This window comes from Janthinobacterium sp. GW822-FHT07A03 (genome assembly GCF_058798815.1).
The window spans coordinates 240,209-253,967 of the sequence record NZ_JBXAKW010000008.1 but is presented as its reverse complement, the minus strand read 5'-3'; the positions used below and the strand labels follow the sequence as shown (position 1 = coordinate 253,967).

Annotated in this window: 10 protein-coding genes; 4 read left to right on the top strand and 6 right to left on the bottom strand. The window is 62.3% G+C overall.

The genetic code is table 11. The features are described 5' to 3' along the window. Window positions 1-162 precede the first annotated feature (162 nt). The 4 genes from carB to AC1RJW_RS22880 all read right to left on the bottom strand — a co-directional run bounded on the left by carB (window position 163) and on the right by AC1RJW_RS22880 (window position 6,238). On the bottom strand, window positions 163-3,393 hold the full coding sequence (gene carB, locus AC1RJW_RS22895) for a carbamoyl-phosphate synthase large subunit (protein ID WP_493046999.1): 3,231 nt from the start codon (window positions 3,391-3,393) through the stop codon (window positions 163-165). After that, window positions 3,386-4,564: a glutamine-hydrolyzing carbamoyl-phosphate synthase small subunit gene (gene carA, locus AC1RJW_RS22890; protein WP_071077946.1), complete on the bottom strand. Its 1,179-nt coding sequence runs from the start codon at window positions 4,562-4,564 to the stop codon at window positions 3,386-3,388. Before carA ends, carB begins: the two co-directional genes overlap by 8 nt. A gap of 295 nt (window positions 4,565-4,859) precedes the next feature. After that, window positions 4,860-5,267, bottom strand: a complete 408-nt coding sequence (locus tag AC1RJW_RS22885) for a GlcG/HbpS family heme-binding protein (protein ID WP_070219521.1) — start codon at window positions 5,265-5,267, stop codon at window positions 4,860-4,862. Window positions 5,268-5,326: 59 nt separating this feature from the next. After that, window positions 5,327-6,238: a patatin-like phospholipase family protein gene (locus AC1RJW_RS22880; protein ID WP_493046998.1), complete on the bottom strand. Its 912-nt coding sequence runs from the start codon at window positions 6,236-6,238 to the stop codon at window positions 5,327-5,329. A gap of 166 nt (window positions 6,239-6,404) precedes the next feature. Here AC1RJW_RS22880 and AC1RJW_RS22875 point away from each other — a divergent pair, with 166 nt between their 5' ends. The 4 genes from AC1RJW_RS22875 (at window position 6,405) to AC1RJW_RS22860 (ending at window position 11,182) form a co-directional block, all read left to right on the top strand. Then, window positions 6,405-7,067, top strand: a complete 663-nt coding sequence (locus tag AC1RJW_RS22875; RefSeq protein ID WP_493046997.1) for a hypothetical protein — start codon at window positions 6,405-6,407, stop codon at window positions 7,065-7,067. Beyond that, complete coding sequence (locus AC1RJW_RS22870) at window positions 7,064-7,351, top strand: barstar family protein (RefSeq protein WP_493046996.1); 288 nt, start codon at window positions 7,064-7,066, stop codon at window positions 7,349-7,351. The genes AC1RJW_RS22875 and AC1RJW_RS22870 overlap by 4 nt, the downstream gene beginning before the upstream one ends. A 352-nt stretch (window positions 7,352-7,703) precedes the next feature. After that, window positions 7,704-9,410 (top strand): 2-isopropylmalate synthase, encoded by a 1,707-nt coding sequence (gene leuA / locus AC1RJW_RS22865; RefSeq protein ID WP_493046995.1) that lies wholly within the window; start codon window positions 7,704-7,706, stop codon window positions 9,408-9,410. A 167-nt stretch (window positions 9,411-9,577) separates the two neighbouring features. Next, window positions 9,578-11,182 carry a methyl-accepting chemotaxis protein gene (locus AC1RJW_RS22860; RefSeq protein WP_493046994.1) on the top strand — a complete coding sequence of 535 codons (1,605 nt, stop codon included), beginning with the start codon at window positions 9,578-9,580 and terminating at the stop codon, window positions 11,180-11,182. 12 nt (window positions 11,183-11,194) lie between these two features. Here the strand turns inward: AC1RJW_RS22860 and egtB are convergent, their stop codons facing one another. Continuing rightward, window positions 11,195-12,439, bottom strand: a complete 1,245-nt coding sequence (gene egtB, locus AC1RJW_RS22855; protein WP_493046993.1) for an ergothioneine biosynthesis protein EgtB — start codon at window positions 12,437-12,439, stop codon at window positions 11,195-11,197. Window positions 12,440-12,449: 10 nt separating this feature from the next. Continuing rightward, window positions 12,450-13,442 (bottom strand): L-histidine N(alpha)-methyltransferase, encoded by a 993-nt coding sequence (gene egtD / locus AC1RJW_RS22850; protein WP_493046992.1) that lies wholly within the window; start codon window positions 13,440-13,442, stop codon window positions 12,450-12,452. Window positions 13,443-13,759 lie beyond the last annotated feature (317 nt).

Below are 13,759 nucleotides of genomic sequence, written 5' to 3'. Positions count from 1 at the left end.
TTATCTCTACTATCTGCTAGTTATCGGCGCCGTTGTCCGTGTTTTGCCACGGTTAACGGACTTACCAAGTGAAAACCACAGAGGCCGCGCGCTGCTCTGCACGGAACTCTGTGGTTGATAAGCATGCAGTGTACCGCCTAACGGCGGTCACTGCAAACGCACTTAGTTCAAGGTCTTGTGCAGACCTTGCAAATCATACACACGCAACTCGTCCAGATGGCGGATGCCTTCGACGGCCGCTTCCGCGCCCGCGATGGTGGTGTAGGTCGTCACGCGCGAGGCCAGGGCCGAGGTGCGGATGGCCCGCGAATCGACGATGGCGCTGCGCTTTTCTTCCACGGTGTTGATCACCAGCACGATTTCATGGTTCTTGATCATGTCGACCACGTGCGGACGGCCTTCGATCACCTTGTTCACTGGCGTGACGGCGATGCCGGCAGCAGCGATCACGGCGGCGGTGCCCTTGGTGGCGACCACGGTGAAACCGGACTCGACCAGGTCGCGCGCCACTTGCACGGCGCGCGGCTTGTCCGACGCTTTCACGCTGATGAAGACCTTGCCCGATTTTGGCAGGTTCACGCCGGCACCCAGTTGCGATTTCACAAACGCTTCGCCGAATGTCAGGCCCACGCCCATGACTTCGCCCGTCGATTTCATTTCAGGGCCCAGGATGGTGTCCACGCCCGGGAACTTGACGAACGGGAACACGGCTTCCTTGACGCTGAAGTAAGGCGGCACGACTTCCTGCGTGACGCCTTGCGAGGCCAGCGACTGGCCGACCATGCAGCGGGCGGCGATCTTCGCCAGTTGCAGACCGGTGGCTTTCGAGACGAAAGGCACGGTGCGCGACGCGCGCGGGTTGACTTCCAGCACGAAGACGACGTCTTTCATTTCGCCATCGATCTCCTGTTTCTGGATCGCAAATTGCACGTTCATCAGGCCGACCACGTTCAAACCCTTGGCCATCAGCGCCGTCTGGCGTTTCAGTTCTTCAATGGTTTCCGCTGCCAGAGAGTATGGCGGCAAGGAGCAAGCCGAGTCGCCCGAGTGGACGCCAGCCTGTTCGATGTGTTCCATCACGCCGCCGATGAAGGTCGTTTCGCCGTCGGAGATGCAATCGACGTCGCACTCGATGGCGTCGTTCAGGAAGCGGTCCAGCAGCACCGGCGAATCGTGCGAAACCTTGACGGCTTCGCGCATGTAGCGCTCGAGGTCGCGTTGCTCGTGGACGATTTCCATGGCGCGGCCGCCCAGCACGTACGATGGACGCACGACCAGCGGGTAGCCGATTTCCTGCGCCTGCGCCAAAGCGTCGGCTTCCGTGCGCGCGGTGCGGTTAGGCGGCTGGCGCAGCTCCAGCTTGTGCAGCATTTGCTGGAAACGCTCGCGGTCTTCGGCCGCATCGATCATGTCGGGCGAGGTGCCGATGATCGGCACGCCATTTGCTTCCAGGTCCAGCGCCAGTTTCAATGGCGTCTGGCCGCCGTACTGCACGATCACGCCCACCGGTTTTTCGATGGCGACGATTTCCAGCACGTCTTCCAGGGTCAAGGACTCGAAGTACAGGCGGTCCGAAGTATCGTAGTCGGTGGAAACCGTTTCCGGGTTGCAATTGACCATGATGGTTTCGTAGCCGTCTTCGCGCATGGCGAGGGCCGCGTGGACGCAGCAATAGTCAAACTCGATACCCTGGCCGATACGGTTCGGGCCACCGCCCAGCACCATGATCTTTTTCTTGTCGGTCGGATTCGATTCGCACTCTTCGTCGTACGTGGAATACATGTACGCCGTGTCGGTCGAGAATTCCGCTGCGCAAGTGTCGACGCGCTTGTAGACGGGACGGATGTTCAGCGCATGGCGCTGCTGGCGCACGGCCGTGTCGGTCGTTTGCAGCAGGAAGCCCAGGCGGCGGTCCGAGAAGCCCTTCTGTTTCAACTTGTACAGGGTGTTCTTGTCCAGGTTTTCCAGCTTTTGCGTATCCAGCCACAGTTCCAGGTCGACGATTTCCTTGATCTGGATCAGGAACCATGGGTCGATCTTGGTCAGCTGGTGTACTTCTTCCAAAGTGAAACCCTGGGCAAACGCGTCGCCCACGTACCAGATACGCTCAGGACCAGGCTCGCCCAGTTCTTCTTCGATCTTTTCGCGGTCCTTGGTCTTTTCGTTCATGCCGTCCACGCCCACTTCCAGGCCGCGCAAGGCTTTCTGGAACGATTCCTGGAAGGTACGGCCGATGGCCATCACTTCGCCGACGGATTTCATCTGCGTCGTCAGGTGGTGGTCAGCGGTCGGGAATTTCTCGAACGTGAAACGGGGAATCTTGGTGACGACGTAATCGATCGACGGTTCGAACGAAGCCGGCGTGGCGCCGCCCGTGATTTCATTGCGCAGCTCGTCCAGGGTGAAACCGACGGCCAGCTTGGCGGCGATCTTGGCGATCGGGAAACCCGTCGCTTTCGAGGCCAGCGCCGACGAACGCGACACGCGCGGGTTCATCTCGATGACGATCATGCGGCCATCGACGGGGTTGATCGAGAATTGCACGTTCGAACCGCCCGTGTCGACGCCGATCTCGCGCAGCACTGCCAGGGAGGCATTGCGCATGATCTGGTATTCCTTGTCCGTCAGGGTTTGCGCCGGCGCAACCGTGATGGAGTCGCCCGTGTGCACGCCCATCGGGTCGAGGTTTTCGATCGAGCAGATGATGATGCAGTTGTCCGCCTTGTCGCGCACCACTTCCATCTCGTACTCTTTCCAGCCCAGCAAGGATTCTTCGATCAGCAGCTCTTTCGTCGGCGATGCTTCCAGGCCGCGCTTGCAGATGGTTTCGAATTCTTCTTCGTTGTAGGCGATGCCGCCGCCGGAGCCGCCCATGGTGAACGATGGACGGATGATGGTCGGGAAGCCCAGGGTGCGCTGCACGGCCCACGATTCTTCCATCGAGTGCGCCACGCCGGAGCGTGCCGAACCGAGGCCGATCTTGGTCATCGCGTCCTTGAACTTGGAACGGTCTTCCGCCTTGTCGATGGCTTCCGGCGACGCGCCGATCAGCTCGACGTTGTATTTCGCCAGCACGCCATTGTTGAACAGGTCCAGGGCGCAGTTCAGCGCCGTCTGGCCGCCCATCGTCGGCAGGATGGCGTCAGGACGCTCCTTGGCGATGATGCGTTCAACGACCGACCAGGTGATCGGTTCGATATAGGTCACATCGGCCATTTCCGGATCTGTCATGATGGTCGCAGGATTGCTGTTGACCAGGATGACTTTGTAGCCCTCTTCGCGCAGGGCCTTGCACGCTTGCGCGCCGGAATAATCGAATTCGCAGGCCTGGCCGATCACGATCGGGCCAGCGCCAATAATCAGAATACTTTTGATATCTAAACGTTTAGGCATTTTTCTTTTTCTCCTCCGCAGCCATCAGGTTGATGAAGCGGTCAAACAGGTAAGCAACATCCATCGGGCCCGGCGACGCTTCAGGGTGGCCCTGGAAGCAGAAGGCCGGCTTGTCCGTGCGGGCAAAGCCTTGCAGGGAGCCGTCGAACAGCGATTCATGGGTCACGCGGCAATTCGCGGGCAGAGTTGCCGCGTCGACTGCGAAACCGTGGTTTTGCGAGGTAATCAAGACCTGTTTCGTTTCCAGGTCTTGCACCGGGTGGTTGGCGCCGTGGTGGCCGAACTTCATCTTCAGCGTCTTCGCGCCGGAAGCGATCGCCATGATCTGGTGGCCGAGGCAGATGCCGAAGGTCGGGATGCCCTTCTCGATCAGCTCCTTGGTCGCCGCGATGGCGTAGTCGCACGGTTCCGGGTCGCCGGGACCGTTCGACAGGAAGATGCCGTCCGGATTCAGTGCCAGGGCGTCGGCAGCCGTCGCTTGCGCCGGCAGCACGGTGACCTTGCAGCCGCGTGCCGTCAGCATGCGCAGGATGTTGCGCTTGACGCCATAGTCGAAGGCGACCACGTGGTATTTCGCATCGGCGTCGGCCAACTGGCCATAGCCTTCGCCCAGGGTCCATTCCGTTTCGCGGTACTCGTAGGCGGCCTTGCTTGATACCACCTTGGCCAGGTCCATGCCGGCCAGGCCGGGGAAGGAGCGGGCCAGTTCCAGCGCTTGCGCGGCGGATGGCTCGTTGCCTTGCGTGCCGACGAGGATGGCACCGCCCTGCGCGCCTTTTTCACGCAGGATGCGCGTGAGCTTGCGTGTATCGATGCCGGCGATGGCGACGATATTTTCAGCTTTCAGGTAATCGGACAGGGAGAGCGTGGAACGGAAATTGGATGCCAGTAATGGCAGATCGCGGATGATGAGGCCAGCGGCGTGTACCTTGGAAGACTCGACGTCTTCCGGATTGACGCCCGTATTGCCGATATGCGGATAGGTCAGGGTGACCATCTGGCGGCAATAGCTTGGGTCGGTAAGGATTTCCTGATACCCGGTCATCGAGGTGTTGAAAACAACCTCGCCCGTGGTATGACCGGCGGCACCGATCGAAAAACCTTTAAAGATCGTTCCATCAGCAAGCGCTAATATGGCTGGAACGGCAGGGCCAGAAAAAAATGGCGGCAAGGGCAACTCCTGATAAAGTTACCGTAGCTGCGCCACGTCAGACCGACCGCCTAGTTACCCGAGCCAGATGCACTCAGGGTGTTTCAACGGTCATTTTGAATGAGGGGATGGGTAGTCGCTACGGTATATGTGTGATTGGCTAAACCTTTGAATTATAACCAAAAGGAAGCTTTTCCACAAGGAAGAAAATGTGGAATGGGCGGCATTTTTTTGCGCAGCAACATAAAACCGGCGCCCCATGAAAAAAGCCGCCCGGCTTGCGCGGGGCGGCTGGTTCTGCAACTGTGGCTACTACTTAGGCCGTCAACGCGGCGATGCCGGCTTTGGCGATTTGCGCATCTTCCGCCGACTTGACGCCCGAGACGCCGACGGCGCCCACGTAGTGGCCGTCGTACACGATGGGCACGCCGCCTTCGAGCAAGCCGTCGATTTCCGGTGCGCTCAGGAACGACACGCGGCCGCCATTGATCATCTCTTCATAGATGCGCGATTCGCGGCGGCCCAGTGCGGCCGTCTTGGCTTTCGATGGAGCGATGTGCGACGAGATCGGCGCCACGCCATCCATGCGCTGCAGCCATACCAGGTGACCGCCGTCGTCGACGATGGCGATCGTGACCGCCCAGTTATTCTTGACCGCTTCCGCTTCGGCGGCGGCAGCGATTTTCTTTACGTCGTCCAGGGTCAAAATCGGTTTCGATTGCATGAGACATCCTTGTTATGTTGAAGCAAAATTGTATACGAAATGCGCAGCGGCGCTAACCCTTACTGCTCGCGCCTGGCTTTCAGCTTTTGCTTGAGTTGCGCCATGACGGCAAACGTCGCCTGCTCGCCCGCCAGGATGGCCTGGTTGCGGCTGTTGAAATCGTTGCCCTTCATGGTGCCCAGGCTGGGCTGGATCACCACGTCCGCATCCTTCAGTTCGAACTGGTTGATGCGCTGGCCCATGATGGCGAAGGTTTGCATGATGACTTCCATCGAGCTGATGGCTTTTTGCGTATCCGTTTGCGACGAGATATTCACGGCGATGATGAAATCGGCGCCCATGTCGCGCGCAAAGCGCACGGGCACGGGAGCGACCAGGCCGCCATCGACATAGGTGTGGCCGGCGATCGTCACGGGCTGGAACACGCCCGGCACGGCCGACGAGGCGCGCACGGCCATGCCGGTGTTACCGCGCTGGAACAGGATCGGCTGCCCATTTTTCAAATCGGTCGCCACCACGCCAAACGGAATCTTGAGTTTTTCCAGCGGCACGCCGCCGACAGCCTTGTTGACATAGCTTTGCAGCGCCTCGCCTTTCAGCACGCCGGACGACTTGCCGAACAGGGGCAAGGCCCAGTCCGAAATGGCGGCCTCGTCCATGTCGAAGGCCATCTTTTGCAGGGTGAAGCCCGAGTTGCCCGCCGCGTACAGGGCGCCCACCACGCTGCCGGCACTGGTGCCGGTGACGATGTCGGCCTGAATGCCTTGCGATTCGAGCGCCTTGATCACGCCGATATGGGCGAAACCGCGTGCCGCGCCGCCGCCCAGGGCCAGGCCTATCTTGATCTTGCGCGGCGTGACGGCGATGGGTTCGGGCGGCGTCAATACTTGGACGGGTTTCGGGGCGGTGGTATCGCAGCCGGCCAGCACGAAGGCGGCCAGGGCAAGCAGAGTCAGGCGTTTAGGGAACATGGTGGGGAGGGGAAACCGCGCGCGGCAGTGGCAACAAAGGAGAGCCGATTGTAGCGCAAGCGGGGCCGGCCGCACTGAAGGCGGCCTTAAATGTTTATAGTGACAAGGCTCGTGCGCGCCACGCCGGCTGCTAGACTGGCGCCTGGTCTCTTACTCGCTATCCCCCATGCCAGAACAATTGCAATTTGCCGACAGCCGCGCCCTGGGCGCCCCCTTCGCACAACGGTTATCGCAGCAGCCGCCCGACGGCGCCCTCGCCTGGCTGACCGCCATCCTCGCCACGCAGGCGCCCGCGCTGCGCGCGTCGAACGCCATCCTGCTGGCCTACACGGGCAATCCGGCCGCCCTCGCCTGGATCGACGCCAATGCCGGTTCGCCCGTGGCGGGGCAATGGGGCGTGGCGGCGGCCCTGCTGGCCACGCCGTGGCCGCAAATCGTTGACTGGCTGCAGCGGGGCGGCGCGCACCGGCTGATGGCGCTCGATACCCTGCTCGCGTACCGCAAGCCCGCCGTCAACATGTCGCCGCTGGAACAGATCGCCGCCCCCGTGCTGCCGCAAGCGCCCGCGCGCGCCGAGCTCGACGCCGCACTGGCCGCCTGCCTGGCGGCATCTTCCACGCCGCGCATCCAGGCTGCCATCAACTCGATCAACAAGCATGTGGACGAGATCCTGCGCGGCGGCCCACGCGGCGTGGCCGTGGCCGACCTGCCGCGCCTGTACCTCGACCCGGCACCGTTCAAGGATGCATCCGCCATCCTGGAGCAGCACGAGGCGGTGGTCGGCGGCATGCGGCAAAACCTGCAAAACTTGCTCAAGGGCATACTGTGAACAGGCGCGCCCTTGTAACAATCGACTTGAGCGAGATCAACTCGCCGCGCCAGTTGCACGCCGCCCTGGCCGCCGCGCTCGGTTTCCCTTCCTTCTATGGCATGAACTGGGATGCGTTCTGGGATGCCATCACGGGCCTGGTGGACATGCCGCAACAGCTGGAGCTGCGCGGCTGGCAGGGGCTGGCGGCGCGCCTGCCCCACGATGCGGCCTTGTTGCGGCGCTGCCTGGAGCGCGCGCGGCAGGAAATGCCGGACGCGGCATCACACGTGCACTACATGTAAAACGGAAACGCTTGACAGCCCCGCCCGACATCCCTTACATTGAGTGCATGTCCTCCTTCAAACATTCCTCCCCTTCCCTGCTGTCGCTATCGCGACTACTACTAGCACGCGCATAAGTTTGCCGCATTGCTTCGCCTGGCCACACGCCGGCGTGTTTCAAAAACCCTGGAAGGTTTGATGATGTTTGCACCATCCCCATACGTACACGTAATTCCCGCTGCGACCGCCCCTGCCGGCATCGCGGCCGCTCTGCTACCGCTACCGATCGCTTGCCTGGCCTAGTGTTGCGTGGCCGCCCGGCAAGCTTGCGCCACAACCCTTGATTTCCCCCTATCTTCAGGAGTACCCGATCATGATGTTGCAGAACCCAGCTTCCAAATACCGCGCCTTTCCTCCCGTTAAATTGACCGACCGTCAATGGCCGAACCAGATCATCAGCAAGCCGCCCATCTGGATGAGCACCGACTTGCGCGACGGCAACCAGTCCTTGATCGAGCCGATGAGCGCGGAAAAGAAGCTGCGCTTCTTCGAGATGCTGATCGCCATCGGCCTGAAGGAAATCGAAGTGGGTTTCCCATCGGCATCGCAGACGGATTTCGACTTCGTGCGCAAGCTTGTCGATGAAGGCCGCATCCCGGACGACGTCACCATCATCGTGCTGACCCAGTCGCGCGAAGAATTGATCCGCCGCACGGTGGAATCGGTCGTCGGCGCCAAGCGCGCCATCGTCCACCTGTACAACTCCGTGGCGCCCGTGTTCCGCAAGGTCGTGTTCGGCATGTCGCGCGAAGAAATCACGACTATCGCCACCACCGGCACCACCCTCGTAAAACAGCTGGTGGCCCAGCATCCGGAAACGGAATGGGGCTTTGAATACACGCCGGAATCGTTCTCGACGACGGAACTCGATTTCTCCAAGCATATCTGCGACGCCGTCAGCGCCATCTGGAAGCCGACGCCGGCCAACAAGATGATCATCAACCTGCCGTCGACCGTCGAATGCAGCACGCCCAACGTGTATGCGGACCAGATCGAATGGATGTCGCGCAAGCTGGCGCGCCGCGATTCCATCATCATCAGCGTGCATCCGCATAACGACCGCGGCACGGCCGTCGCGTCGGCCGAGCTGGCCGTGATGGCGGGCGCCGACCGCGTCGAAGGCTGTTTGTTCGGCAATGGCGAGCGCACCGGCAACGTCGACCTGGTCACGTTGGCGATGAACTTGTACACGCAAGGCGTGCACCCTGGCCTCGATTTCTCCGATATCGACACCGTGCGCAAGTGCGTGGAAGAGTGCAACCAGCTGCCCGTCCACCCGCGTCACCCGTATGCGGGCGACCTGGTCTTCACGGCCTTCTCCGGCTCGCACCAGGATGCCATCAAGAAAGGTTTTGCCAAGCAGCAACCGGACAGCATCTGGGAAGTGCCGTACCTGCCGATCGACCCGGCCGACCTGGGCCGCAGCTACGACGCCGTGATCCGCGTCAACAGCCAGTCCGGCAAGGGCGGCATGGCGTACTTGCTGGAACAGGAATACGGCCTGGTCTTGCCGCGCCGCCTGCAGATCGAATTCTCGCGCGCCGTGCAAGCCGTGGCCGACGCCACGGGCCGCGAAATCGCCGCGCAGGATATCCATGCAATCTTCCAGAAGGAATACCTGGAGCAGACGGCGCCGTACGCCTACGCTTCGCACCGCATGGTGGAAGACACCAGCAGCGACGAGTCCGTGCAGATCGACATCAGCCTGTCGCACCGCCAGACGCCGCTGGCCCTGCAGGGCGGCGGCAACGGCCCCATCGACGCCTTCGTCAATGCACTGGGTCTCGACATCAAGCTGATGGATTACCATGAGCACTCGATCGGTTCCGGCGCCAACGCGCAAGCGGCGTGCTACGTCGAATTGCGCCTCGATAACGGCCCGACCCTGTTCGGCGCCGCCATCGACAGCAATATCGTCACCGCCTCGTTCAAGGCTGTCCTGTCGGCCGTGAACCGCCGCATCGGGCAGACGGACGCCGAAAAAACAACAGCGGCCGACGTGGCTGCCAGCGCCGCCTGAGTCTTTTCGGCGCGCTCCATAGGGAGAAAAAGCGGTACGGCTTGATCGCCGTGCCGCTTTTTCATTTCTATTGGGCAATTAGTAGTGCAAATCAGGTATCGCCGACCGTATAATTGTTTCATAACAAGACCACCGGAGACAGATCATTAGCTACCGAGGGAATCAGTATGAAATTGACGGACATGAAGATAGGCGTGCGCCTGGGCGCCGGTTTTGGCGTGGTGCTGCTGCTGATGGCAGTGCTGGTGGGTACGGGCCTGTTGCGCCTGGACAAGATCGGCACGCTCAGCGAAGCCATCATCGAGAAGGACTGGGCCAAGGCCGACGCCATCGCCACCATCCGCAGCACCACCCGTTCGAACGCGGCGCTGGTGCTGGAACTGTTCATCCATGAAGATCCGGCCCGCGCCAGCGCCATCCACGGCGAAATCGATGCCAACAAGGCCACCATCAGCGATGCGCTGGTCGTGCTCGACCGCCTGATCGTGCTGCCTGAAGGCAAGGAACTGCTGGCCACCCTGAAACAGCAGCGCAAGGCCTATGTCGTCTCGTTCAGCCAGGCAGACAAGCTGCTGGTGGCGGGGCAGCGCGCGGAAGCGGCCAAGCACGTGCGCGACGATACCCTGCCCGCCCTGAACCAGCTGCAAAAGACGGTGAACCGCCTGAATGAAATCCAGCGCGGCGTGGTCGTGCATGGCGGCCAGCAAATCCAGCAGAATATTTCCGCGGCGAATGTGCTGATGGCCAGCCTGGGCACGGCCGCCCTGCTGCTGGGCGTGCTCTTTGCCTGGTGGGTCACGCGCTCGATCACCACGCCCATCGCGTATGCGCTGCGCGTGGCGCAAGCCGTGGCTGGAGGCGACCTGAGCAGTAAAATCGTGGCCGACGGCAAGGATGAAGCGGGCCAGCTGCTGCAAGCCTTGCGCGACATGAATACCAACCTGGCCACCCTGGTGGGGCAAGTACGCGGCGGCACGGGTACGATTGCCGTGGCGTCGAGCCAGATCGCCAGCGGCAATGCCGACCTGTCGGCCCGCACGGAAGCGCAGGCCAGCGCGCTGGAAGAGACGGCCTCGTCGATGATCGAACTGACGGGCACCGTGCGCAGCAACAGCGACAATGCGCGCCAGGCCGACAGTCTGGCCCGCTCGGCGTCCGCCATCGCGCAGCGCGGCGGCACGGCCATGGCGGAGGTCATCGGCACCATGGACGCCATCAATGCCTCGTCGCGCAAGATCGTCGACATCATCGCCGTCATCGACGGCATCGCCTTCCAGACGAATATCCTGGCCCTGAATGCGGCTGTCGAGGCGGCCAGGGCCGGCGAGCAAGGACGCGGCTTTGCCGTCGTGGCGTCGGAAGTGCGCAACCTGGCGCAGCGCTCGGCGGCGGCGGCAAAAGAGATCAAGGAACTGATTGCCGACTCCGTCAAGCGGGTCGGCCAGGGCGCGCAACTGGTCAGCCAGGCAGGCGCCACGATGGATGAAGTGGTGGCCAGCGTGGGCCGGGTCAGCGCCATCGTCGGTGAAATCAGCGTCGCCAACCACGAGCAAAGCGAAGGCATCGAGCAGATCAATGCCGCCATCATGCAGATGGACCAGACGACGCAGCAAAATGCGGCCCTGGTCGAGGAAGCAGCCGCGGCAGCCGCCGCCATGCATGAACAGGCGGGCGAACTGGAAACCCTCGTCAGCCAGTTCAAGCTGGAACAGAACGCCGTCGCCAAGGCACCGCCCCGCCCTGACCCGCCCGCCGTCCCGCGCCTGCACTAAGTTATTTCACCTTTATTCCACCTGGCGCGCCAGGCGGATGCCCGTAAATTGCCAGCGCGCGCTTGCCGGAAAGAAATTACGGTAGCTGGCGCGCGCATGGCCGGCCGGCGTGGCGCACGACGAGCCGCGTAGCACATACTGGTTCAGCATGAACTTGCCGTTGTATTCACCGAGCGCCCCGGGCGCCGTGCGGTAGCCGGGATACGGCGCGTAGCTGCTGCTGGTCCACTGCCAGCAGTGGCCGAACATCTGCCGCAATCCCGTTCCTGGCGTCGCGGCCGCCGGATGCAGCCGGCCGACTTGCATGTCGACACCCTGCGCCGCCACTTCCCACTCCGCTTCCGTCGGCAGGCGCGCGCCGGCCCAGTGCGCATACGCGTCCGCCTCGAACAGCGACAGATGCGTGGCCGGCGCCCGCAGGTTGAGCGGGCGCAAGCCAAACAAGGTGAATTCCTGCCAGTGCCCCGCCTCATCAAGCTGCCAGTACAGCGGACATGCCAGCTGCTGCGTGCGCACCCAGTCCCAGCCCTCGGCCAGCCACAGGTGCGCCGTGCGGTAGCCGCCCGCCTCGATGAAGGCGAGGAATTCGCCATTCGTCACCAGGGCGCTGGCCAGTTCGAACGGCGCCACGTATTGCGGATGACGCGGCAATTCGTTGTCGAAGCAAAAACCGTCGCCCGCGTGGCCGATCTGCGCCAGGCCGCCGTCGAAGGCGAGCCAGGCCGTGGGCTGCGCGTGTTCTTGCGCTGGCGCAACCGCGCCGTCCGGCGCATTGTCCAAGTAAGCGGGAAACAGGGCGCTCTGCGCCAGCAGGTGTTTGACATCCGTCAACAGCAATTCCTGGTGCTGCTGCTCGTGTTCCAGGCCCAGCGCCAGCAGCATGGTCAGCCGTTCGCGCTCGTCGCGCGCCAGTTCCCCCGCCAGCAGGCGCGCGATGCGCGCATCGACGTTGGCCCGGTAGGCACGCACCTGCGCCATGCCGGGACGCGTCAGCAAGCCCCGCTGGGCGCGCGGGTGCTTTTCGCCCACGCCGTTGTAATAGGAATTGAACAGCACGCGGAAGGCGGGGTGGAATGGCGCAAACGCCGCTTCCATGCTTTCCAGGATAAACGTTTCGAAAAACCAGGTGGTATGCGCCAGGTGCCATTTGACGGGACTGGCGTCCGGCATCGACTGGGCGCCGCAATCCTCGTCGGACAGGGGCTCGGCCAGCCGCAGCGAGTGCTGGCGCACTTTATTGTAATGATCGATCAGCATCTTTTCCTTCTTAATCCCTAATCGCTCTAGCGTAAATGACGGCAAACCACTGCTGCGGGTCCGTCCAGACTTGCACGGTGGAAAACCCTGCCTGCTCTAGCAAGCCGACGAAGGCCGGACGCGTGTATTTATAGCTGTCTTCCGTATGGATGCGTTCGCCTTTCGCGAAGCGCCGCTGGCCACCTTTCCAGTGGACAAACTGCTCGCTGCGCGCTTCCAGGTGCATTTCGACGCGGTGCTCGTCCGCATTAAAAAAGCCGTGGTGCTGCCAGGCGCGCACGTCGAAGTCGGCGCCGATCAAGCCGTTCACGTGGCGCAGCATGTTCAGGTTGAAGGCGGCCGTGACGCCCAGCGCGTCGTCATAGGCGGCGTCGAGGATGGCGTCGTCCTTGATCAGGTCGACGCCGATCAGCAGGCCGCCATCGCCGTCCGCATTCGCGCGCAGGCGGCGCAGGAAGGCGATTGCTTGTTCAGGCGCAAAATTGCCGATCGACGAGCCGGGATAGAAGAACAGGCGCCGCGCGTCGCGCACGCTGTCGGGCAAGTCCAGGCGGCTGGAGAAATCCAGGCCCAGGCCCGTCATCTCGATGTGCGGAAAGCGCTGCTGCAGCCGGCTCAGCGATTCACTGAGGAACTCGTAGGAAATATCCACGGCCACATACTGGGCCGGGTGCAGCAGGGGGAACAGGCTGGCAGCCTTGGCGCAATTGCCCGCGCCCAGGTCGATCAGGGTGCTGCCCGGCCCCACGGCGTGGGCGATTTCGGCGCCGTGGCGGGCAAAGATGGCCGCCTCGGTGCGCGTCGGATAGTACTCGGGCAAGGCGCAGATGGCTTCGAACAGTTTCGAACCGAGCGCGTCGTACAGGTACTTGGGCGAAGTCCAGGCATCGCGCGCCAGCAAGCCGCCGCTGATCTCGGCTATCGTGGCAGGAGTGGCGCTGGCCGCGCTGGCGTTGCTGGCGGGATACAAATCAGACTGCTGTTGCGCGAGTGGCATGGTCATGGGCTGGCGTCGTCAATGTTAGGTTCACGAAGGGCTTGCACGGTCAGCCACCGGGCGCGCCGCCCCTGCCATAGCGGTTTGCGGGCGCCTTGCCGATGACTTTTTTCCATCATAGCGGAATCCGCGCAAGCCAGCCGTGCGGCAGGTAACTTAAGGTCAAACAGCCGGCGTGCACACAAAATTGGTATTGCCAAGCAAAAAGGATAAGCCTGTCGTATACTACACATTGCCGGCCAAACAATCCGCGCCCCTTTGCAATTCCCAGGCCCCCCTCTCCCCCGCGTGCCTCCCTTTACGATAGCCGTTATTAATCAAGA